The 22,753-nt window shown below is 35.0% G+C and carries 19 protein-coding genes; 6 read left to right on the top strand and 13 right to left on the bottom strand.

What is annotated here, in order from left to right:
- Positions 1-123: 123 nt before the first annotated feature.
- Together DB895_RS04085 and DB895_RS04080 are read right to left on the bottom strand one after the other, a co-directional pair.
- A complete protein-coding gene (locus DB895_RS04085) occupies positions 124-756 on the bottom strand; it encodes a fibrobacter succinogenes major paralogous domain-containing protein (RefSeq protein WP_243694622.1) in 633 nt (210 codons plus the stop codon).
- A 304-nt stretch (positions 757-1,060) separates the two neighbouring features.
- Positions 1,061-1,609, bottom strand: a complete 549-nt coding sequence (locus tag DB895_RS04080) for a DUF6252 family protein (protein WP_116724075.1) — start codon at positions 1,607-1,609, stop codon at positions 1,061-1,063.
- Between the two features lie 123 nt (positions 1,610-1,732).
- Between DB895_RS04080 and DB895_RS04075 the strand changes: the two genes are divergently transcribed.
- Positions 1,733-1,990 (top strand): helix-turn-helix domain-containing protein, encoded by a 258-nt coding sequence (locus DB895_RS04075; RefSeq protein WP_116724074.1) that lies wholly within the window; start codon positions 1,733-1,735, stop codon positions 1,988-1,990.
- 300 nt (positions 1,991-2,290) lie between these two features.
- Here DB895_RS04075 and DB895_RS04070 read toward each other — a convergent pair whose 3' ends face one another.
- Positions 2,291-3,889 carry an Ig-like domain-containing protein gene (locus DB895_RS04070; RefSeq protein WP_116724073.1) on the bottom strand — a complete coding sequence of 533 codons (1,599 nt, stop codon included), beginning with the start codon at positions 3,887-3,889 and terminating at the stop codon, positions 2,291-2,293.
- A 247-nt stretch (positions 3,890-4,136) separates the two neighbouring features.
- Here DB895_RS04070 and DB895_RS04065 point away from each other — a divergent pair, with 247 nt between their 5' ends.
- A complete protein-coding gene (locus tag DB895_RS04065) occupies positions 4,137-5,141 on the top strand; it encodes a hypothetical protein (protein ID WP_243694621.1) in 1,005 nt (334 codons plus the stop codon).
- On the top strand, positions 5,101-7,383 hold the full coding sequence (locus tag DB895_RS04060; RefSeq protein WP_116724071.1) for a hypothetical protein: 2,283 nt from the start codon (positions 5,101-5,103) through the stop codon (positions 7,381-7,383). The genes DB895_RS04065 and DB895_RS04060 overlap by 41 nt, the downstream gene beginning before the upstream one ends.
- A gap of 1 nt (position 7,384) precedes the next feature.
- Here DB895_RS04060 and DB895_RS04055 read toward each other — a convergent pair whose 3' ends face one another.
- Positions 7,385-8,068 (bottom strand): ComF family protein, encoded by a 684-nt coding sequence (locus DB895_RS04055; protein ID WP_116724070.1) that lies wholly within the window; start codon positions 8,066-8,068, stop codon positions 7,385-7,387.
- An 85-nt stretch (positions 8,069-8,153) separates the two neighbouring features.
- On the opposite strand from DB895_RS04055, the gene DB895_RS04050 reads away from it, so the two are divergent.
- Positions 8,154-9,701, top strand: coding sequence for a glycine--tRNA ligase (locus tag DB895_RS04050; RefSeq protein WP_116724069.1), 1,548 nt, complete (start codon positions 8,154-8,156; stop codon positions 9,699-9,701).
- Positions 9,702-9,762: 61 nt separating this feature from the next.
- Here the strand turns inward: DB895_RS04050 and DB895_RS04045 are convergent, their stop codons facing one another.
- From DB895_RS04045 to trhO, 4 genes are all read right to left on the bottom strand, one after another.
- Positions 9,763-10,308, bottom strand: coding sequence for a DUF3575 domain-containing protein (locus DB895_RS04045; RefSeq protein WP_116724068.1), 546 nt, complete (start codon positions 10,306-10,308; stop codon positions 9,763-9,765).
- 102 nt (positions 10,309-10,410) lie between these two features.
- On the bottom strand, positions 10,411-10,641 hold the full coding sequence (locus DB895_RS04040) for a ferredoxin (protein ID WP_116724067.1): 231 nt from the start codon (positions 10,639-10,641) through the stop codon (positions 10,411-10,413).
- On the bottom strand, positions 10,641-11,882 hold the full coding sequence (locus tag DB895_RS04035; protein WP_116724066.1) for a U32 family peptidase: 1,242 nt from the start codon (positions 11,880-11,882) through the stop codon (positions 10,641-10,643). Before DB895_RS04035 ends, DB895_RS04040 begins: the two co-directional genes overlap by 1 nt.
- 2 nt (positions 11,883-11,884) lie before the next feature.
- Positions 11,885-13,240: an oxygen-dependent tRNA uridine(34) hydroxylase TrhO gene (gene trhO / locus DB895_RS04030; RefSeq protein ID WP_116724065.1), complete on the bottom strand. Its 1,356-nt coding sequence runs from the start codon at positions 13,238-13,240 to the stop codon at positions 11,885-11,887.
- A gap of 308 nt (positions 13,241-13,548) precedes the next feature.
- Here trhO and DB895_RS04025 point away from each other — a divergent pair, with 308 nt between their 5' ends.
- Positions 13,549-16,080 (top strand): PAS domain-containing protein, encoded by a 2,532-nt coding sequence (locus tag DB895_RS04025; protein ID WP_116724064.1) that lies wholly within the window; start codon positions 13,549-13,551, stop codon positions 16,078-16,080.
- A gap of 70 nt (positions 16,081-16,150) precedes the next feature.
- Here the strand turns inward: DB895_RS04025 and DB895_RS04020 are convergent, their stop codons facing one another.
- From DB895_RS04020 to DB895_RS04000, 5 genes are all read right to left on the bottom strand, one after another.
- Positions 16,151-16,561: a BrxA/BrxB family bacilliredoxin gene (locus DB895_RS04020; RefSeq protein WP_116724063.1), complete on the bottom strand. Its 411-nt coding sequence runs from the start codon at positions 16,559-16,561 to the stop codon at positions 16,151-16,153.
- A 97-nt stretch (positions 16,562-16,658) separates the two neighbouring features.
- Positions 16,659-17,810, bottom strand: coding sequence for a lycopene cyclase family protein (locus DB895_RS04015; protein ID WP_116724062.1), 1,152 nt, complete (start codon positions 17,808-17,810; stop codon positions 16,659-16,661).
- A gap of 57 nt (positions 17,811-17,867) precedes the next feature.
- A complete protein-coding gene (locus tag DB895_RS04010) occupies positions 17,868-19,091 on the bottom strand; it encodes a hypothetical protein (protein WP_116724061.1) in 1,224 nt (407 codons plus the stop codon).
- On the bottom strand, positions 19,088-19,528 hold the full coding sequence (locus DB895_RS04005) for a QcrA and Rieske domain-containing protein (RefSeq protein WP_116724060.1): 441 nt from the start codon (positions 19,526-19,528) through the stop codon (positions 19,088-19,090). Before DB895_RS04005 ends, DB895_RS04010 begins: the two co-directional genes overlap by 4 nt.
- A 2-nt stretch (positions 19,529-19,530) precedes the next feature.
- Complete coding sequence (locus DB895_RS04000) at positions 19,531-20,730, bottom strand: di-heme oxidoredictase family protein (RefSeq protein WP_116724059.1); 1,200 nt, start codon at positions 20,728-20,730, stop codon at positions 19,531-19,533.
- A gap of 90 nt (positions 20,731-20,820) precedes the next feature.
- Between DB895_RS04000 and DB895_RS03995 the strand changes: the two genes are divergently transcribed.
- Positions 20,821-22,692: an Nramp family divalent metal transporter gene (locus tag DB895_RS03995; RefSeq protein WP_116724058.1), complete on the top strand. Its 1,872-nt coding sequence runs from the start codon at positions 20,821-20,823 to the stop codon at positions 22,690-22,692.
- The last annotated feature ends 61 nt before the right edge of the window (positions 22,693-22,753 follow it).

The raw sequence follows: 22,753 nt of genomic DNA, 5'->3' as shown, positions 1-22,753 counted from the left end.
TACTGCGGCTCAAGAAGAAAGGCTATCAATCGATGTTGGAAATTTACATGGAACTCAACCCATCACTTTGCGAACCGCCGTATACGAGACCCGTACGTACGGTGGTGTGAGAGGCGCAGTCCGTCAGTTTCTGGCGGACCCGTCTACTCGATTTTTTAAGCATCTTACGGAGAATCCATAGTTTTTATACCCTGTGGTAATAATAGTGCTGGGGCAACAACTTAGAAGAAAAATATAATATGGATAATTATTTGAAGGGTTAGATGTAGTACTCCACCAAACACCATACTCATTAATATCGTGAAATATAATTGATGTTTCACTTTGATTTATACTAATCCTACCTCCTGGAATTCCTGTAAATCCACTTTCATTGTTTCCTCCTGATTTAGACCAGTGAGACACTCCTTCTTCTTTCATTTTATTCCCAGCTTCAAAACCTCCCAAGTAGCTGTCTAATCCAACCCAATCTGTTTGACTTGGAATACTCCAATTTTTGGGAGCGAGACCTCTAGGGTCATTTACTGCATACCAATTGTATAATTTTCCGTAAACTGTCCCATTTTGTGTGTCATTATTATAATAACACCAAGCTCCTGTTGTGAGATTTGACCATTGTTTTAAGTCGGTAACTTGCGGAATAATATCTCCATTTCTATAATGAGAAGTATTTAAATTTTGTTTTGTCCATTCTTGAGTACCAATAATTACTGTATTATAAAAAGTTCCTTCAATATCAGTTACTCCATTTCCCAATGTTTGCGAATTTATACTCAAGTATGTTATCAAAAATAATATTAACCCGTTGGGTGTAATTCAAAATTGTTTAATTTTTAGCCACATAGAAACATAGATTTTATGAATTTTGAAAGGCGTTTCACTTTATTTGAGTAAAACATAGCCATGTGAACCCAAGTATTGGGCTATCCAACTCTTTTTTCTATGTCTCTATGTGGTTCAATTTTTTATTTATTCTATAATTTAAATTTTCATCAATTACACCCAACGGGTTAATATTATAAATAAATGCTTCATTTTTTAGCGTTTTAGAAATGAAATATTAGTATTGTGAAATAGGTATATTAGTAAAGACTCCATTTGTAACATTTATTCTAGTACTTGTTGAGAACAAGTATCTTAGGTTGTTAAATGAAAACTCTCCACTCATTTTACTTCCATCAAATGAAGTTATTTTCAGTTGACCTGTTGAGGCTAGATCGTTTGCATACAAACTAATTGTATTCGATAGTCCTTCTGGTCTTGAAAAAGTAACGTTTAGAATATTTGCTGAACTTAATTGAAATACTTGATTTGCCTCAATATTTTCAGTTTTAATATTAAAGCCACCAAGATCTGTATATCCATTTGGAGCTCCAATCACCTTATTATAAAATATAGAAATAACGTAATAATGAGTTCCATCATCTTTAGTTTTTTTTTTCCAATTTAAAGACACAGCTCCTTCTCCTTTATATTCCACGTCGTCTATCTTCATTGAAAGAGTTGGATTGTTTGGTGGTGGGGTAACTGGATTTGGATCATTGTTATTACTACAATTCACCATTAATTGTGATATAATAACCAGAAGAATAAAATTAATTTTTTTCATTTTATTAAATATTTATTTGTTAATGTTTTACAAATATAAATAAAAACCTTTAAATAAAGGGGCTTATTTTAAAGGTTAATTAAATAAAGGCTTTATCCTAATATTGAATGATATATATTCAATATGGTCAAAGAGAAAAAAGAGAAATCAAAAGAGGTTTTGCTTCTGGCTGAAAGAATAAAAAGCCTACGAAAACAGGCTGGTTATACAAGCTATGAGATTTTTGCTTATGACAATAACATAACTAGAAGTCAGTGGGGAAGATATGAAAAAGGGGAAGATATTAGATTTACAAGTCTTGTAAGAATTTGCAAAATTTTTAAAATTTCACTGGAGGATTTCTTTTCAGAAGGGTTTGATACTTCTAAGGTTTTAGATTAAAAGTTTGCTCCACATCCAAATTGGTGCAAAGGAAAGTTCTTTAAGGTTGAGGATTGCAGCATTCAAAATCCATTATTCAATATTCAACCTTTTTTCTAATTTATAAATAAAAACGAATGTTGAAATTTTAAACTTATTCCTTTGCTTTTTAACCCAAAAACATTTTATAGGCTCAATATTTAGATTCAAATCGAAAAATTAGGCTTAATTTTACGATTTGAATCTGAATATTATTCGCATTTCAATTATTTTTTACCATTCTAAAGTAGTTTGATTTGGCACTATAAGTCTAATTACAAATTACAGTTTTAGATTAAAAGTTTGCTCCACATCCCAATTGGCGCGAACATCAATTTCTTTGGGGAAATAAATTACTTCCTCGGCTTGACGTTTTTCTAGATAATTACCAGAATCCCAAACCTTGTTTTTGTTCTCATCATAGATAACTCTTAGCGTAAACAAGTCCGGTTCCAGCAGGTTAAAATCAATTGCTGTGTTGGATTCCGAATACTCAGATGCAATTACAGTTCCTTTTGCATTAGTAAGTTCTACAATAACAGGAAATTGTTTCACATTCTCCAGTTTTACCCGCAGGTTTCCATAATCAGAAGTGTTAATGGTGTTGAAAACAAAAGTCAGGGAATCATTTTTCCGTTCCATAAAATCAATCAAAGCACCCGGCAAAAGTTTTATTTTGTATTTTTCTAGCGGTTCCTTCTTGAAAATAAATTTAAGTTCCTGTTTCCATTCGTCATATTCCGTTTTAAATTCCACAGCGACAGAGTCTTTGTTGGTCAGCTGCATTTTCGTGTTATCGAAATGTACTAAAGGAATGCTGCTTTTTAATGTTAAATTTTCTCGGAGCGGCACAATTTTATTTTGTTTCGGACTGATGCTCAAAGTGTCATTTTTCTGATTTTTGATGCGCGAAACAAAATCTTGCGCGTATTTATCTTTGGTTACTGCAATATGCAACGAATCCAATTTTACGGGCTTGTACCATATCTGAACCGAATCCTTTTCAGGCACTTTGGTTATGATTACGGGAATGGTCTCGTTTTTATTTTTTAACGTAATTTTCAAGTTTTTTGGATTTCCCTCATAGCCCATCGTCAATCTGTTTCCTGAAGATTGGCTTGGCCTAAATGCCTTAAACGGACTGACTTCTTTAAATAATTTCACCTCAAAAATAGTGTCGTTGGGAATGGTAATGTACGCTTTGTGAAAACCAATTTTCTCTCTTTTTGAATTGAATTTATTGTTGTTGTTTTCATCTTTTAAGGCCACAAGAAGGTATTTTCCGGCTTTTAGATTTTCCAGCTTAAATGTTTTGGCACTGTCTAAAGTGTTGGTAATGTAACGAGGATTGTCTTTATAAACTACCGAATCTTTAAACTTGGCATTCACTTCATAAAGCATGACCGATACAAATTTATCCGCTTTTTTATCGTGGGCATCTTTTATAGTTCCGCTTAGTGCTAAAGAATCAATGTAAGTACCCGTTGAGAAAATGTATTTTAATTGGCTCAGGGGATTCCCTTCGTTATTGTCTTCAATACTTTGGCCAAAATTAAGGCTATAGGTTGTATTTGCTTGTAACGAATCATTGAATTTTATAGTAATGGTTTTACTCGCTGTTTGCGGTGAAATTTCGGGAGCTTTTGCCATAGGAGGCGAAATAATCAATTGTTTGCTGACGTCTTTTAGTTTTACGTATTCGTCAAAATTGAGCTTAATAGTATTCCCTTTAAAGTTCGTGCTGTAATTGGCCGGGAAACTCATCTTGAGAACCGGAGCAATCGTATCTTTCAGGCCGCCATCAATGGTTCCTCTTTTGGCACAACTCAGAACAGCCAATGTGAGTAAAAACAGGATGTATTTGTAATTGTTTTTCAACATAATGAATCAAAAATTAGAGGCCACAAAATAACAATTATATTTTATGGAATCGAAATCTTTTACGTTATTATTAGGAGCTTTTTCCCGCTATTCACTATCTCCAAGCCAAAAACGCGGGATGTCGCTACAAACGCAGTTAACAGAACTCCTATGGTCGTCAAAATTAAGCCAAGTAATCAAAGTTAAAACATACTAACTTTCATAAGAATATCTTACTTTTGAATCAAAATGTAACCTCTTAATTTACTTGAAAAAAACAGTCGTTTCCCTAATATTAATGCTTTTGCTTACTGCTTGCAAGGAACAGAAAACGCCTGCAATAGCATTTTATTATTGGAAAACAATTTTCAGCCTTACATCATCTGAGAAAAATACTTTAAAAGAAAATAAAGTCAAAAAACTATATCTTCGGTATTTCGATATCGATTTAAGTTCAAAATCAGAACAACCCTACCCTCAATCTCCTATATGTTTTAAAGAAAAATCTATTGATTTTACAATAGTTCCGGTAATTTACATTAAAAATAAAGTGCTACTTTCTAAAAGCATCAACGTTGAAAATTTGGCTAAAAAAACCAATGATTTTATTCAACAAATCAATACGAAAAATCAGCTTTCCTGTCGGGAAATTCAAATAGATTGCGATTGGACTTTGACTAGTAAAGATAATTACTTGAAATTTATAACATGTTTTAAGAAAATATCGGGCAAAAAACTTTCGGCAACAATTAGATTACATCAGATAAAATATTTCAAAAAAACTGCAATTCCTAATGTAGATAAAGGGGTTCTTATGTATTACAACATGGGAAAAATTGCGCCAGATTCGCTCAATTCTATTTACGATGAAAGTATTGCGGATAGGTATTTAAAAAGCATTAAAAAATATCCTCTGTCACTTAATATTGCTCTGCCAATTTACTCTTGGGCAATTCATATTCGAGAGAACAAAGTAATAGGTTTAAAAAGTAAAATAGCTATTTCAAATCTCAAGAGAGACTCTAATTTTGTCGGAATAACACAGAATAGTTTCCGAGTTAAAAACAACAACTATAAGAATGGTACTTTTTATAAAGCCAATGATTTATTAAAAATAGAATCGGTTTCGAACATTGATTTGCTTGAAATGGCTGAAGATTTACATGAAAATATAGCCAATATTCCAGATGAAATTATTTTTTACGATTTAGACGAACTCAATACAGAACAATATGAAAAAGACATTTTTACACAAGTTATTAATAGGTTTTAGTGCAATTGCGATTTTTGTTTACGGGGCCATTTATGCTTGTGCAGGAGGGGACGATTGGGGAATTGAATTTGATACTAATTTTACTCCTGAAACTTTTGTCGATAAATCATACACCCCATTATTTCTTTCGACTGATTTGTTTTTTTATGGGATAGGATTTGATGATATTCATAATTCTAGATTTAATGACGAAATTGTTCAAGATTGGTCAGATTTTCTAAAAGGAAAAATGGATGATAAAACGGTAAAATTTTTTCTTATAGATTCTAGAGCTGTTGATGTTGCAAAATTGCAGAGTTTCTATATTTCTCAAAAAAACAATCCTATTTCCGATAAATGGTCTAAAAAAATAGATTTGAATGATCGAAAAATAAGCAGTTTTATCACCTTTTTAGCCCTTTCAAAACAAATTGAAACCGCCTCTGTTGGTGACGCTAATAATTGGTCGTATGAACCCGTTGCACAAAAAAAGTTTAATGACATAAAGCTTATAAAAGCAATAGAAAAAAGATACAATACCGTTTCGGATGCGTTTTTAAAAAACCGCTATTGGTTTCAAACTGTAAAGGCTTATTTTTATAGTGGCGATAAGCAAAGCACAATTTCCTTTTTTCAAAAAACCGAAAATACAGTTCTAAAAAATACACTTTATTATCGTGCTTTGGCATATATAGCAGGGATAAATTTTAAAAATAAAAATTATGCTTTGTCTAATTATCAGTACAGTCAAGTTTTTGATAAATGCCCTGCAATGCGCGTTGTTGCAGCATATTGCTTTCGACCACAAGAAAATTTAGATTGGAATCAATCTTTAGCAATGGCAAAAAGCAATGAAGAAAAAGCAGCACTTTGGGCAATACAAGGGTATTATGGAGATGAACAAAAAGCCATTGAAAAAATTTATGAATTGCAGCCCAAAAGCGAACATTTAGATTATTTGCTGACAAGATTGGTAAATAATCAAGAGAAAAAATTAAACGAATACAATCCAGATCAAAAGACGATTGATAAGTTTAAAAAATCAAATGATAGTTTGTCAATAATAAACAATGCTCTTGTTAACAGAATTGCTTTGGCAGAAAACACGTCAAAACCTCATTTGTGGGATATTGCCGCTGGATATTTAGAAACACTCGGCGGAAATTATCTTCAAGCCGACAAGTATTTTGATAAAGCAGAAGCCAAAATGCCTAAAACACCTTTAGCTATTAATCAATTGCGATTGCTTCAATTTGTTAATAATTTAAGCAAAATAAAAAATATAAATTCTGAAAATCAGAAGACGATTCTGCAAGATTTGCAATGGCTGTATGAAGAATTGCCTAAACAAGAACTTTCAAATTTTCGTTATCAGAATGCTTCTAATTGGAGTAAAATTTATTTGTCAAATTTGTATAAATCCCAAAACAACAATGTCATGGCAGAGTTGTTCGTGAGAAATTCTAATTTTTACGACAATGAAAATGATTTGCATGCAATGAAAACTTTTTTAGCAAAAGAGAATAAAACGGTTTTAGAAAAAATTGCTCAAAAAATTTATAATGTTACTTTGTTTGATATCAATGAATATCAATCGGTAGCCGCTGCTTTCCAAAATAAAATTCCCGATGCCATTGCTTACATGCAACAAACAGATAGATTACAGCTTGAAAAATTTCAAGGAAATCCTTTTAACGGAAATGTAAAAGATTGCCACGACTGCGATTTTGTAGCTTATCAAAAAAGAAAATATTCTCAAATAGAATTTTTAACAACAGTTAAAGAAATGCAAGATAAAGTTACTAAAAACAAGGATGTTTATACTAATTGTATCTTGTTAGCAAATGCTTTTTACAACATTACTTATTTTGGCAACGCTAGAATATTTTATGAAGGAAATATTATAGGTGCTGGTTCGAGTCCTTATGGTTTTAAGAATAAAACTAGAGAAATGATTACCAATTGTTCAATTCCTAAAATGTATTATGAAAAAGCATTTGAAGCTGCAATAACGGATGAGCAAAAAGCAAAATGTCAGTTTATGTTAGCAAAATGCGGACGTAACGAATATTACAACCAACAATATGATCCAAAAAAAGACAGTTGGGAAAATGAAACAGCTGTCGAAAATTCTAAGGTTAATTTTTTAGCATGGAATGGCTTCAAAAATTTAAAAAACAACTATTCAAAAACAAAATTTTACCAAGAAGTAATTGCAGAATGCGGGTATTTTAAAACCTACGTTTCTAAAGCAAAAAAATAACTCAAGAATGCGACATCGCCATGCAAACAATGCTGATTTTCGCCCCCGGAATTTTCAGCAAAGCCCTGCCACAGGCTTCTAGCGTGGATCCTGTGGTCAAGACATCGTCAATTAAGAGAAAATGTTTGTTGTGGTCTTTATCGGTAAATTCGACCTCAAAAATATTTCCTACAACTTCGGTACGTTTTAAAAGATTTTTTTTTACTTGGGTTTTAGAATAGATATTCCTTCGTAAAATTGAGGTGTCGTAGGTGATGTTTAAATTATCGGACAAGGCCAAGCCAAAAGTAGTCACCTGATTATACCCTCTTTCCTTCAGTCGTTTTTTATGAAGAGGAACAGGAATAATGGCGTCAAAAGTACTTGTGACGGGCAATCTCTTCAAATCTTCGGCATGCCAATCGCCCAGAATGGTGCCAATTTCCTCGTGACCCCGATATTTTAAACTGTGAATCATTTCCTGAACAATGCCTTTTTTGTGATAATAAACCAATGTTGAAGTGAATTCGACGGGGATTTTCCCGTAAAATTTCTTGAAAGCTTCGTTTTCTGGGTTCAAATGATGATTGGTAAGCGGAATTTCATGTCGGCAAACGGTACAAATCACCTTTTCATTAGACAATAAAAAGGTGTTGCAACCCACACAAACCTTAGGGAAAAGCACATTTATCAGGTTTTCGAACATTGAATACAAATATTTGTTCATAAAAATAAGAAAATCGTTGAATACAATCGTGATTTAAATACACTTTTTATATTTTTGCACCACTATGGCAAAACAAGACGATTTATTTAAGAATGTGGTTTCGCACGCAAAGGAGTACGGATTTATTTTTCCGTCAAGCGAAATTTACGATGGTTTGAGCGCAGTGTATGATTATGCTCAAAATGGGGTAGAACTAAAGAAAAATATCAGAGAATATTGGTGGAAATCAATGGTGCAAATGCACGAAAATATTGTGGGCCTTGATGCTGCAATATTGATGCATCCAACCACTTGGAAGGCTTCGGGTCACGTGGATGCCTTCAACGACCCATTAATTGATAACAAAGATTCTAAAAAAAGATACCGAGCGGATGTTTTAATTGAGGATTATGCCGAAAAATTAAACCAGAAAGCGGAAAAAGAAATCGAAAAAGCCGCCGTGCGCTTTGGGGAAGCCTTCAATCGGGAAGAATTTATCACTACGAATACACGTGTGGTAGAATATCTTTCAAAAAAGAATGAAATTCTGGCGAGAATGGCCAAATCCCTTGGCGATGAAAACCTAGAAGATGTAAAAGCCTTAATCGAAGAATTAGAAATTGCATGTCCTGAATCGGGCTCTAGAAACTGGACGGAGGTAAAGCAATTCAACTTGATGTTCGGGACTAAATTAGGTGCTTCTGCCGATTCTGCAATGGATTTATACCTTCGTCCTGAAACGGCTCAAGGGATATTTGTCAATTTCTTAAACGTGCAAAAATCAGGCAGAATGAAAATTCCGTTTGGAATTGCACAAACCGGAAAAGCTTTTCGTAATGAAATTGTGGCGCGTCAATTCATTTTCCGTATGCGTGAATTTGAACAAATGGAAATGCAATTTTTTGTAAAGCCAGGTGAAGAAATGAAATGGTACGAATATTGGAAAAACACCCGTTTAAACTGGCATTTATCACTTGGTTTAGGAAGAGAAAATTATCGTTTTCACGATCATGAAAAATTAGCTCATTATGCCAATGCCGCTGCCGATATCGAGTTTAATTTCCCATTCGGATTCAAAGAATTGGAAGGGATTCACTCTAGAACCGATTTCGATTTGAAAGCGCACGAAAAGTTTTCAGGCAAAAAAATGCAGTATTTCGACACAGAAACCAATGCCAATTACACGCCTTATGTGGTAGAAACTTCCGTAGGATTAGACAGAATGTTCTTGTCAGTTTTTGCAACGTCATTAAAAGAAGAGGCTTTAGAGGATGGATCAACCAGAACCGTTTTGCAATTGCCTTCGGTTTTAGCGCCAACAAAAGCGGCGGTTTTACCATTGGTAAAAAAAGACGGTTTGCCGGATGTGGCTCGAAAAATCATCGAAGAATTGAAATGGGATTTCAATGTGGCGTATGACGAAAAAGATGCTGTTGGTCGTCGTTACAGAAGACAAGACGCATTGGGTACTCCATTTTGCATTACTGTGGATCATCAGACTTTAGAAGACGAAACGGTTACCATTCGCCATAGAGATTCGATGAAACAGGATCGCGTGAATATCACAGACTTGAAATCGATTATAGAAAACGAGGTTTCCATGAAAAACTGGCTGATGAAAGCGAAGATTTAATTCGTTTATATTCTTTTATATCAAAAATGCTTCTCGGATTGAGAAGCATTTTTTTGTTTTATTAAAACCGATACCCAATATTCAAATCTCCCCTGAAAACGGCATCTGGCGCAACAGTTGAATTGCCAAGGGTTCTTCCTACGCCAACTAATATTTCAAATACAAAGCCAGAGTTGTTCACCCATTTTTTTCCCAAAGACAAACCCAATGCGGGAGCACTGAATTTTTTTCTGTCATTTTCAGTGTAAGGATAGATTTTGGCATACTTTCCGGAATAATATTTTGCAAACCCTTCCACAAAAAATCCTTGGGCACCATATTCCTTAGATTCTTGAAAATAGAAACGCGCAAATGGCGTTACTGAAAAATCCTCGGGATAACCGTTGTCTCTTTGTAGGTTAACCAATATCGAACTCCCAAAAGTGAAATCCTTGGAATAAATATATTCGTAAGTCCCTTCCAATATTGGTCCGGCCAAAAGTTTAATGCCTCCCACTTTTACCTCGTTTTTTTTGTCTGAAAGTGATTTTTCTTTTGGGATCTCTTTCTCTTGACTGTAAATAATAGAAAAGGATGACAAACAGAGTATAAGCAGTAATTTTTTCATGGAATAATAATTTATTCCAAATATAGGGAATCTACGTATAGCCTGCTTAAAAATCTTTATCCGTAAGGTTTTCATTTTCGCGCAAATAGATTTCCATTAAATTTAGGTTACCTTAACCGAAATTATTTTTACCGGACACGCTTTTACCGCCAGTTCACACGCTTCAATAATAGTATGGTCATAGGATTTTAAAGTAAAAAATCCCTTGGCATTTTGAGAATGAATCAATACCGATTTCCCGTCTTTTTTGGACATTTGAAACTGGAATGGCGCCATTTCCACACAATAATTACAGCCAATGCACTTGTCTCTTTGCAATGTTACAATAACCATTAGGCTTCCACTATTTTATATAATTTATCGGATAATCGAATACGGAACGGCAATTTAAACGTACAATTGTCGCCTTTTGTGGCTTTGTTAGCAACGGTGTCATTAATGTACATTTCTTCTATTACCATTTCTTGAGCGCCCGTGTTGGGTCCTGTTATTAGGATTTTATCCCCTGCTTTAATGTCGTAAGCTTCAATTTTAAATTCTCCGATACTGGCTTTTGGGAAATAATGCGTTCCTTTTCCAACATAGACTTTCTTTTGTGTAGCCATTGATCCTGAGACGTCGCTCCATTCGCCGAGTTCTTGACCTAAATAATACCCAGACCAAAATCCGCGATTGTAAACCGTATTTAAGGCTTCCATCCAAAGGCTTGTTTTTTCTTTAGAAAAAGTACCTTCATAATAGCTATCAATAGCTTCACGATAGGTTTTGATGACCGTTGCCACATATTCTGGAGCGCGACCGCGACCTTCAATTTTTAAGACTTGAACACCGGAATCAATCACTTGATCAAGAAAATCAATGGTACATAAATCTTTTGGAGACATGATATATTCATTGTCAAGTTCTAATTCGTAACCTGTTTCTTGGTCTATTACCGTATATTTTTTACGGCAATTTTGTTTGCAAGCTCCTCTATTTGCGGATGAATTATTAGAATGCAAACTCAAATAACATTTCCCCGAAACAGCCATGCATAAAGCTCCGTGACCAAAAATCTCAATTTCTACTAATTTGCCATTAGGTCCTTTAATTTGTTCTTTTTCTATTTGCTCCGTTATTTTTTTCACCTGACGCAAACTCAATTCCCGACTTAAAACCATCGTATCGGCAAACAAACTATAAAATTTTATGGTTTCGATGTTCGTAACATTCAATTGGGTAGAAATATGAACTTCAATGCCAATGCCTCTAGCCATTGAGATTACCGCTTGGTCGGAAGCTATTACTGCCGTAATGTTTGCTTCTTTGGCTTTGTTTAACAATGTTTTTACAACTGATAAATCGTGGTCGTAAATGATGGTGTTTAACGTTAAATAGCTTCGAACGTTTATGCTTTCGCAACGGCGAGCAATTTCTTGCAAATCGTCCATGGTAAAATTTACAGAAGCCCGGGCACGCATATTGAGTTGTTCTACCCCAAAATAAACTGAATCGGCACCATTGTCCAGTGCGGCTTGCAACGATTCAAAGTTTCCTGCGGGAGCCATTAATTCTATTTTATTAGTAAGAGTCATGGCTATTCTATGATTTTATATAATTTATCAGACAATCGAATTCGGAATGGGATTTTGAAAGTACACGTGTCTCCCGAAACGGCTTTTTTGGCAGCAATTTCATTCACAAACATATCTTCAATTACCATTTGTTGTTCTCCGGTTGTGGCACCTTTGATGAGTATGGTATCACCAATATTGATTTCATTTTCTTCAATCAGGAACTGACCAATATTCGCCTTTGGGAAAAAGTGAGTTCCTTTTCCGATATAGATTTTTTTAACTTTAGGTTCTTTCAGAACAATTTTTTTTGGCTCATCGTCTACAAAAATACTGTGGCTTTCCGAGTTGTTTTTGAAAGTCAAAACTTCCGATTTTCCTTTTTTGAATATTTTATTTCCGTTTTTAATTCCTCTTCTAACTGCTTTTTGCTCCTCCTCAGGGAGGTGAATTACTGACACGCATTCTGAAGAACAGCAGCCTTCCATTTTAGATTTGCACGATTCGCATTGAATAAAAAGCAAGTGGCAACCTTCATTTGCACAATTGGTGTGTACGTCGCAAGGAGCACCGCATTGATGGCATTGGGAAACGATATCGTCCGTGATTCTTTCGCCCAAGCGATGGTCAAACACAAAGTTTTTCCCAATGAATTTACTTTCTAAACCTTCGGCTTTTACTTGGCGTGTATATTCTATGATTCCGCCTTCTAATTGATAGACATTCTCGAAACCTTTGTGTTTAAAATAAGCACTGGCTTTTTCGCATCGAATACCGCCCGTGCAATACATCAATAATTTTTTATCCTGTTTATGTTCTGAAAGTTGTTCTTCTATGATTGGCAAACTTTCGCGAAAAGTATCTACATCGGGTTTTATAGCGTTGGTAAAATGTCCGATTTCTGATTCATAATGATTTCTCATATCCACAACAATTGTGTTGGGGTCTTCTAGTAAATCATTGAATTCCTTGGCTTTGAGGTGAATTCCGATATTGGTTACATCAAAAGTTTCGTCTTGTAAACCATCGGCAACAATTTTGTCACGAACTTTTATGGTGAGTTTTAAGAAGGAATGATCGTCGTGTTCTACGGCAACATTTAGGCGGATACCTTTCATAAAATCATACGCTTCAATAGTGTCTTTAAAAGCATAAAAACTATCGGCAGGAAGCGATAATTGAGCATTAATTCCTTCTTGGGCAACGTAAATTCGCCCAAGAACCCCGAGCGGATTCCAAGCCAGAAATAATTCGTTTCTAAATTGTGTGGGATTTGGTAATTGCGCATAAGCATAGAAAGACAACGTAAGTCGTTGTTTCCCTGCGTCATCAATCATGATGGCTCTTTCTTCTGCGCTTAAAGTGTTGTACAGTTGCATGCTATAAACGTTTAAGTTGAGAAATTTATTTGTTCTTTTTAAGAATCTGGTGCAAAAGTAAGGATAAATTTGGAAACAGAACAATCTTGTAAATCTTAAAGCCTAGCCCTGATGGAAGTGGCATCCCACGCTTTTTTGCGTGGATATAACAAACAGCAGGAATCAGCTCCAAATAGAATAGTTAATTTTTTATTTTTCCATATAATAAAAACCTTCTTGTTTTATTTGCTGTTTAGATGTAAATCCTTAACTTTAAGGTATGTAAGATTTTTTTAGTTGACATAAGTTGAATTTAATACTGTAAAGTCATGAAAATTTCTTTTGAAACGAAAATATTTTTGGGGTTTATTATTAATTTATTGGTTGTCATTGCCTCGGGTTGGATTTTTATTTCACTACTTGACAGTCAAAATGATCAAAAGTTAAATTCAAAATTGAATTGGATAGAGCTCTCTATGTTTGGGCTTTCCATCGTTTTGTTATTTATCGTTTATTTTATCATTCGTTCGCAATTGCGAGCCAAAAATATTTCCCAAAACTTGCTTTCTGAAAATAAACGACTGCTCCAATCTATTATTGACAATACCTCAAACCCAATCTTCATCAAAGAAATAAATGGGGAATATTTACTGATAAATAAAAAATATGAGTCTTTGTTTCATATATCTAATGAAGAAATAATTGGAAAAACGGATCATGATTTTCTGCCAAAAGAAATTGCAGACGCTTACCGGGATTCGGATCTTGAAGTGGTAAAAGCATTGAAAGAATTAAAAACCGAAGAAATTATCCAAGAGTCTGACGGCTCACATACTTATATTGCAGTTAAATTTCCTTTGTATGACTTTGAAGGCAGAATTTATGCCATTGGTGGTATTTCCACAGACATCACCGAAAGGAAAAAACTGGAAGAATCACTGGTGGGAATTAGCAGACTCTTTAAGATGTCCTTGGATATTATGGTTATTGCTTCCGGGGATCGGTTTATAAAGGTTAACCCATCGATGAGTAAAATATTGGGTTATACCGAAGAAGAATTATTAAGCCAGCCTTTTTTTAGTTTCATTTATCCAGATGATTATGAAATAACCAAAAAAGAAGTTGCTAAACTTCAGATGGGAGCCATAACGATCCAATTTGAAATCAGGTGGGTGTGTAAAGACAAGTCTATTAAATGGCTTTCATGGTCTTCTGCCGCCGATATTTCAACAGGATTTCTATACGGAGTCGCCCGCGATGTTACGGAACAAAAGGAAATTCAAAAAACGTTGGCTGTTGCAGAGAAATTTTTTGCCATGTCCAATGATTTGTTCGGGGTTATTAAACTGGGATATTTTTCAAAAATAAATCCTGCTTTCACTAGAATTTTGGGTTATAAGCAAGAGGAAATAAATGACAAGACATTGATGTCATTTGCGCATCCTGATGAAATTCATATTTTTTCGGACACGGTAAAAAAATTACAAGAGGGAGAAACAGTTGTCAATTATAGAGCTCGGGCGCATTGTAAAGACGGGTCATATAAATGGCTGGATTGGACAAACACTATTGATATTCCAACAGGAATTGTGTATGCTGCGGCTCGTGATGTAACCCTATTAGTAGAAAGCGAAGAGTCCGTAAAAATGGCCAATAACTTTTACAACATGTCCTTTGATATACTTGTTGTTGGCAAGGGAGACCGCTTCATTAAAGTTAATCCGGCCTACACAAAAACGTTTGGTTACACCCAAAAGGAAATAGATTCCATATCGATTTTTTCCCTGTCTTCAGATCCGGAACGAGCAAAAGAGGCTGTGGGCAAATTAGCAAAAGGAGAACCATTGGTGAATTTTACCGATTATGTGATATGTAAAGACGGCTCCTACAAATGGGTAAATTGGAATGCTACGGTAGATTTGAAAACTGGGTTAATGTATGGGGTTGCCCGAGATATTACCCAATTGAAGGCTGATGAAGAAAAGTTAAATTTGTATACCCAAAAACTGCAAGAAAATGATCAACAAGTACAAACCATCTTGGATGGAGCCCCTGAGCCCGTTATTGTAATTGATTCGGAGAGTGTTATCCAAAGATGGAATCCAAGGGCAGAAACTGTTTTCGGATGGAATAAGGATGAGGTTGTTGGAAAGCATCTGTTTGATTTTATAGTTCCTGAAAGATATAGAGAGCCTCATAAAAATGGAATGCAACATTTTTTGACAACTGGAATCGGACCTATTCTAAATAAATCTATGGAGATTGAAGCTGTCAATAAAAAGGGAATTGAATTTCCCGTTTCGTTAAGTATCTCACCTGTAAAAATGGACGGACACTATATATTTATTGGCTTCGTCAGGGACATTACAGAAAGTAAAAAGGCTGTTGATGAATTGTACGAGAATGAAGAAACTTTACGGTTAATTATTGAGAATATTGGTGAGGGCGTTCTTGTGGCAAATTCTGATAAAAAGGTAGTGATGGCCAATAACATGGCGAATGAAATTTATGGAATTGAAGAGGATAATCAGATAGCTGCCAGTTTATCAGATCACTTTGAGTTGTATTTTCCTGACGAAAGAACTGTTTTTCCTTCTCAAAACTTACCAATGGAGCGTGCACTTAACGGTGAAACTACTGATGATGTTGATCTTGTACTTTGGAATCCAGTAGCCAAAGAAAAAAAACGGGTTCTCATCAGTGGAAGGCCTTTAATCGACCAGAATGAAAAAGTGGTTGCGGCAGTGGTCACCATAAAAGACATTAGCAAATACAAACAATTGGAGGAAGAATTAAAAGAAACGGAATCTAAGTACAGACAGTTAATAGGATTTAAATCAGGGGAAAACAAACAAGTTTGATGTCTTACTATTGAATTTTAAATAAAAAAACCACGATTATTCGTGGTTTTTTATTGTTTTCCGAATTTGATTAACAATATTCGTTAAAAGCATCTTTTAGGTTCTCTGCAATCAATTCTGCTGGTCGACCTTCAATGTGGTGACGCTCTAACATGTGAACCAATTCTCCGTCTTTAAACAAGGCTATGCTTGGTGATGATGGAGGAAAAGGAAACATAAATCCTCTAGCAGCATCTACTGCGGCTTTGTCTACCCCTGCAAAAACTGTTACCAAATGAGTGGGTTTTTTGGAATTGTCCAAACTCATTTTGGCTCCTGGACGTGCATTTCTTGCTGCACAACCACAAACGGAATTCACAACTACTAGAGTTGTCCCATCTTGTTTTATTGCGCTTTCAACTGCTTCAGCGGTATGTAATTCTTGAAAACCAGCATCTGTTAATTCAGTACGCATCGGTTTTACCATTTCTTCTGGATACATATTTTTTATTTTAAATTTAAAAGTTTGATTTGCAAAGTTACAAAGTTTAAAAGCAAGATATATCTTTGGATTATAAAGTTTTGTTATAGTTTGATTGTTATTTATCAGGATTGAACATCACACGAAATAATGCTGTAATAAAAAGTCCTTTCGGACATTTCCAAATCACTTGTAAATCTTCCAAAAAAGAAGTCTCTTCGTCTAAAAATTTAAAGATTTGTGTTGGGTTTCCTTTTCTGAAAAGCGAAGAAAAAATACGGGAACCCAACTCGTTTCGTCGGTCTAAAATATCCAACAACAACAAGTCATAAAACCAGAATTTAGTCTTTTTGTGAAATTTCCGAAAGTCATTTTCTTTTTGAAGAAAAGCCACCAATTCGGTCGATTTTTTATCAGCATTTTTAAACGTATATCCTGTACTTGCTTTGGTCCAACCTCCGGATGTCCCAATGTTAATTACGTTTTTAGTATTGTTTTTCCAAAAGGGATAGCAAGTCATTGGGATACTTCCCTGTTCTTTTTCAGTTATTTCATAATTGGTAATGCCAAGTTTTTGAACGTATTTTACAATTTCAGCTTCATATTCCGATTTTTCTAAATGTTGGTGAGAAAATAGGGTGTATTCTATTAAAGCTTCGTTTCTGGAAGTTGGCAAAACATACATAAATCGCGTATTTCCTTTCTGTTTCACTGAAAAATCCATGAAAGTAGCCTGCTCAGGATCGAATACCGCTTGCTCACTTTTTATAAACCAACCGATGAAATGTTGTTTCAACAAAGGGTATTTGGTTTGGTTTTCAACTTTATTTTTATCGTAAATGCTATTAAAAAGTTGGCCTCCAGTATAATTTTCGTTTTCTGTTTTTACAGTAATTATATTTTCATCCTCTTCAATTTCAATAATTTTCTGATTCGAAAAAGTAATATTTTCTTGTTTTGAAATCAGGTCGAATACCTGATTGTAAAAATCCAAGCCCCGTATCCTATTGTATTGATATGGGCTTAACTCTAAATTACGTTTTAAATTTTTATCAGAAAACAATGCGAAGTTCCATTTTTTAGAAATGCTCTCTTCCCAAACCACGTTTTGCTTTTCCCAAAAACACCAGGTTCGATCATTCGTGTTCTTGGTGTTTTCGTCCAGAAGTAGTATCGTTTTGTCTGCAAATTTTCCGGATTGCACCATTTTATAAACAACCATCAAAGCCGATAGTCCTGAACCGGTAAAAATGTAATCGAAATGTTTCATGTAAAATTCAGATGGTTTTTATTGAAAATAAGCCATAAAGGTACACCAAACAAAACATTAAAAATAAGTAGAAATCCCAATGTTAAATCCAGCGGTAGTAGCTGGCGGATTTCCTAATATATCATGTTGTTTTTGAAAACGGTAATTTAACCTAAAAACAGTTTGCGATGTAGGACGAAAACTTAGCGCAGGCATTGCACTCCAAATATCTTCTCCAATATTTTCGCCAGTTTCATTAAATGTCCCAACATTCCAATCAACATATTCCAATCGACAGGCGATATTTAATACCGCTTTTTCCCAACCCAAAATATTTTTTTTCAATATGGGTTGAACGATATCTACAAATCCGCCAAATTGTTTGTTGCCAAATTGTTGGCCGTAAGTGCTTGGAACATCTACTTTAACCCATGCCCATTCAGAAGTTATAAAAGTTTCTATTTTGGGAAGAGTTGTGTTAAAATCTAATGCAAAAATGCCAACACGGCGTTTTGTGTCTATAATTATTCCGTCTTCCTGATATTTATTGTAAATGCCACCCATATAGGAGAATCCCAATTCTCCTATTTTACTGTTTCGAATAGCAATTTTACCTGTAAATAAAGGTGTTCCACTATTTATTTCACCAAAACGCTCTGGATTATTTTTGGCAGCCGCCAAGAAAGTTTTGTTCTCTGTATTCTCAATTATTGAATTATCAAAACTTCCTGAAAAATAAGCTTCATATCCAATCATCCAATCATTGTTGTATTTTTTTCCAAAAAAACCAGCTCCGGCATTGCTAAAAGTTCCCGGTAACATTTGTGTTGCCGAAATGGGTCTGTCGGTAAATTCCCATTTGGGACCGTCGTGATTTTGATTAAAAGAACCAATCGGGTTTACGATTATTCCAGCTCTAAAATTTACCAAAGGATGAAATTCGACATCGACGGAAGCGAATTCTATGGCAATTTCTTTCCCGCCGTCTTCAAATTCGATTTCGGTCAAAAATTTAACCCTTTTACTGATTGCCGATGACATAAATATGGACAATCTTCTGGCTTGAAATTGATGTCCTTCCGAAACGCCATCAGTGGAAAGACGTTGCCAATTGACTTCAAGGTAACCTCCAACGGTTACGGGTGTTTTTTCAATATTTAACGAAGGACGATTGTAAACTGCATCCATATTCAATGCCTGTTTTATGCTGTCTTTTTGGGTTCTTTTTAGTAAGCTTGAGTCTATTTGTGCATAGGAATTTAAGGAAATGAAAAATGCTATATAAAGGTATATTAATTTCATTTTAATGATATTTTAAGTGTATTGTTATCTATGATGATTGGAAAGCTTCGTAAATTTCTATCTGCTGGTCCACTTTTTACGGTTCCTCTATTATTAAACTCGCTTCCATGGGCAGAGCAATGTAATTTGTCTCCAAAAACCTGTAATTCGGCGTCTTGATGGGTACATTGCATTAATAAGGCACTGTAATTATCTGCGTTAAAACGATACACGCAAATGGGATACTTTAGTTTTTTGTTCGCTATGATTACGTATTTCTTATATTTGATTGTTTCCCCTTTTTTGATTTCAAAATCAGTTAATAGGACTAAAATATCAGAACCAATTATCTCTTTTTCCAATATTTGAGATGAACCACAACTTTGTAAAAAGGTAAGAGCTGAGAGCCCTGCCAAGCATCCAAAACCACATGTTTTTAGAAATTCTTTTCTGTTCATAATTACAATGATTTAATAAAAGTTAGTAGCGCTTCTTTATCGGGTTGTGAAAGGTTTATGTAGCTGACTTTCCTGCTTTTGGCTTCGCCTCCATGCTTTAAAATGGCCTCTTCAATACTTCTTGCTCTTCCGTCATGCAAAAGATAAAAGCTTCCTCCTTGGGAACTTTCGGAAAGTCCTATTCCCCATAACGGAGGAGTTCTCCATTCCTGCGTTTTAGCACTTCCTTCGGTATAACCATCGTCTAATCCGCTTCCCATATCATGCAATAATAAATCAGTATAAGGGGCAAATGTTTTGTTAGAAAGTGCACTTATAGGTGAGTAACCTGTCCTTAATTCGGGTTTATGGCACCCCGTACATTTGATTTGTTCAAAGATGGCTGCTCCTTTAATGACACTTGCATCATTTTGATTGCGTTGTATAGGCGCTTTTAACGTTTGTAGGTAAGAAACAATGTCGTTTACGGTGCTAGTGGCAATTTCAGGATCTATTTCCAGATGAGTATGAGTGTCTACAGGATTGAATATAGATGTTATCCCTATATCTTCATTTAATGCGTTTACCGTTTGTTGCAATAAACTGCGAGTGGCTGCTTTTTTGCCAAAGCGGCCAATGTATTTTCCGTCTTGGGAAATGGCACTTGAAGAAGGTATTACAAAATCTGGAATGTTTATCCAGTTTGGAACACCTGATATCCCATCGCCATCACTGTCATTAGGATCCGCCATTGCCAAGATATCTGCATCTGTGACAGACTCTAAAAATCCTAAACCTGTATTTACCGATGGTATAAATCTGGCAGAAGTAGCTCCAAATGGGATTTGTTCGGGTAAAAATCCGGGTAACGCTCTATTTTGTAATATGGGGCCACCCAGATTTAGGAATAAGTTTCCTCTTTCGTCAATTTGTCCAAAACGGGTAAGTGCAGTTGAGGGATGTCCTTTGCCATTTCCGGCATGACAACTGATACAGCTTGTTGAGACAAATGTTGGTCCAAGTCCTGTTTCGCGGGTAAATACTTGATTGAATGCGGCATCTCCACTTAAGAAGCGCGCTGACTCTTCATGAGAAAGTCCATCTAATGGTCCGTCTAAAACTTCATCTTTAAAAGGTGTTTTAGTATAGTTTTCATCACATGATGTAAATAATATAATTAAGAGTATTGGTATTACTCCAAAAAAGAGACGGATATTTTTCATTTGTAAAATATAATTTTTAGACAAAACTAAAAATTATATTTTACGCAGCAAATTTTTTAATTACATTTGTATCAATAATTTAATTTATTTATGGGGAAATCTTTAGAAGAGGTGAATCAATCGGTATTGACACAGAACAAAACTTCGGTGTTCAGGAAGATATTAGCATTTTTTGGTCCGGCCTATTTGGTTAGTGTGGGGTATATGGATCCAGGGAACTGGGCAACCGATATCGCAGGCGGAAGTCAGTTTGGATACGCATTGCTTTGGGTTTTATTAATGAGTAATATTATGGCGTTGCTATTGCAAAGTTTTAGTGCCCGGTTAGGGATTGTAACGCAACGTGATTTAGCCCAAGCTTCACGTGAAACCTATTCTAAGTTTGTCAACTATATCCTTTATTTTTTAGCGGAAATAGCGATTGCTGCTTGTGATTTGGCCGAAGTACTCGGAATGGCAATCGGGATTAACTTATTATTTGATATTCCATTGGTTCAAGGGGTATTAATAACCGTTTTAGATACTTTTTTATTGTTGTTTTTAATTAACAAGGGAATCCGAAAAATAGAAGCTTTTATTATCGCACTGGTAATGATTATTGGAATTTCTTTTATTTTTGAAATGATTTTTGCACAACCCGAAGTTGGAAAAGTGATTTATGGACTTATCCCTTCTATGCCAAATGAAGCGGCACTATATATTGCAATCGGGATTATTGGCGCCACGGTAATGCCTCATAACTTATATCTGCATTCTTCTCTGGTGCAAACCAGAAAATTTGATAGAAGCGCTGCTGGAATTAAGCAGGCACTGAAATACAATTTTATCGATTCGACCATTGCGTTAAACTTAGCTTTTTTTGTAAATGCCGCTATTTTGATTTTGGCAGCAGCTACATTTTATAAAAATGGGATGTTCAATGTGGCAGAAATTCAGGATGCACATCAATTTTTACAACCGTTATTGGGTACAAAATGGGCTCCAATACTATTTGCAGTGGCCTTGATTGCTGCTGGGCAAAGTTCGACCATTACCGGTACACTGGCTGGACAAATTATCATGGAAGGTTATTTGAATCTACGAATTCAGCCTTGGGTTCGAAGAATCATCACGAGATTACTGGCTATTGTTCCAGCAGTCATTGTAATTACGATTTTTGGTGAAGGTGTCACAGGGAAATTATTGATTTTGAGTCAGGTTATTTTGAGTTTACAATTAGGTTTTGCCATTATTCCGTTGATTCATTTTGTCAGTGATAAATCGAAAATGAAAGGGTTTCATATTAGTATAATAACACAAATAGCTGGCTGGATAGTAGCATTGATTATTGTTTCACTCAATGCCAAATTGGTTTTTGATGAAATAAATGGATGGCTCGAAACTTCCGAGAATCCGGTTGTATTATGGTTAACAGTTGTTCCTTTAGCGGCAGGTTTCCTTCTTTTGTTGCTGTATATCATTTTCAAGCCTTTTATTTCTAAATCGAAAATTGATATTCATAATCATTCTCCACATAATTTAAAACTTCGATTCTCTAAAATGGGAAGTTATGCCAAAAAGAATGTTGCTGTTACGGTAGATTTTTCAAACTCAGATGAAGTGGCATTAAATAGTGCCTTCGAATTGGGTGGAATAGAAGCGAAATATACCCTGATTCACATTGTAGAAACCGTTGGAGCCATAGTTTATGGCGAAAATATAGATGATCATGAAACTTTAATAGACGAAAAATTATTAGATGAATACAAAGACATGCTTTCTGAAAAAGGATATAAAGTAGAAACTCAATTAGGATTTGGAAAACCAACGAAAGTAATTCCGAAAATCATTAATGAAGGTAGCTTTGACATTCTTGTAATGGGGACGCATGGGCATACGGGTTTTAAAGATTTAATTTTCGGGACAACCGTAGATAACCTGCGCCACAAAATTTCTATACCGTTACTTATTGTAAAAATTTAATTTTTCAGGAGCTAATCCCGTTATTCGTTCTAATCCATTCGCCGCAGCGTATGGGATTTCC

It is taken from the genome of Flavobacterium psychrotolerans, from assembly GCF_003097635.1.
GTDB lineage: Bacteria > Bacteroidota > Bacteroidia > Flavobacteriales > Flavobacteriaceae > Flavobacterium > Flavobacterium psychrotolerans.
This window is presented reverse-complemented; position numbering and strand designations above follow the sequence as displayed.

Coding starts and splice junctions, on each gene's coding strand:
- DB895_RS04080 (WP_116724075.1), bottom strand. CDS start 1,609: ATGAAAAAAATTAATTTTATTCTTCTGGTTATTATATCACAATTAATG.
- DB895_RS04075 (WP_116724074.1), top strand. CDS start 1,733: ATGGTCAAAGAGAAAAAAGAGAAATCAAAAGAGGTTTTGCTTCTGGCT.
- DB895_RS04070 (WP_116724073.1), bottom strand. CDS start 3,889: ATGTTGAAAAACAATTACAAATACATCCTGTTTTTACTCACATTGGCT.
- DB895_RS04060 (WP_116724071.1), top strand. CDS start 5,101: ATGAAAAAGACATTTTTACACAAGTTATTAATAGGTTTTAGTGCAATT.
- DB895_RS04055 (WP_116724070.1), bottom strand. CDS start 8,068: ATGTTCGAAAACCTGATAAATGTGCTTTTCCCTAAGGTTTGTGTGGGT.
- DB895_RS04050 (WP_116724069.1), top strand. CDS start 8,154: ATGGCAAAACAAGACGATTTATTTAAGAATGTGGTTTCGCACGCAAAG.
- DB895_RS04045 (WP_116724068.1), bottom strand. CDS start 10,308: ATGAAAAAATTACTGCTTATACTCTGTTTGTCATCCTTTTCTATTATT.
- DB895_RS04040 (WP_116724067.1), bottom strand. CDS start 10,641: ATGGTTATTGTAACATTGCAAAGAGACAAGTGCATTGGCTGTAATTAT.
- DB895_RS04035 (WP_116724066.1), bottom strand. CDS start 11,882: ATGACTCTTACTAATAAAATAGAATTAATGGCTCCCGCAGGAAACTTT.
- trhO (WP_116724065.1), bottom strand. CDS start 13,240: ATGCAACTGTACAACACTTTAAGCGCAGAAGAAAGAGCCATCATGATT.
- DB895_RS04025 (WP_116724064.1), top strand. CDS start 13,549: ATGAAAATTTCTTTTGAAACGAAAATATTTTTGGGGTTTATTATTAAT.
- DB895_RS04020 (WP_116724063.1), bottom strand. CDS start 16,561: ATGTATCCAGAAGAAATGGTAAAACCGATGCGTACTGAATTAACAGAT.
- DB895_RS04015 (WP_116724062.1), bottom strand. CDS start 17,810: ATGAAACATTTCGATTACATTTTTACCGGTTCAGGACTATCGGCTTTG.
- DB895_RS04010 (WP_116724061.1), bottom strand. CDS start 19,091: ATGAAATTAATATACCTTTATATAGCATTTTTCATTTCCTTAAATTCC.
- DB895_RS04005 (WP_116724060.1), bottom strand. CDS start 19,528: ATGAACAGAAAAGAATTTCTAAAAACATGTGGTTTTGGATGCTTGGCA.
- DB895_RS04000 (WP_116724059.1), bottom strand. CDS start 20,730: ATGAAAAATATCCGTCTCTTTTTTGGAGTAATACCAATACTCTTAATT.
- DB895_RS03995 (WP_116724058.1), top strand. CDS start 20,821: ATGGGGAAATCTTTAGAAGAGGTGAATCAATCGGTATTGACACAGAAC.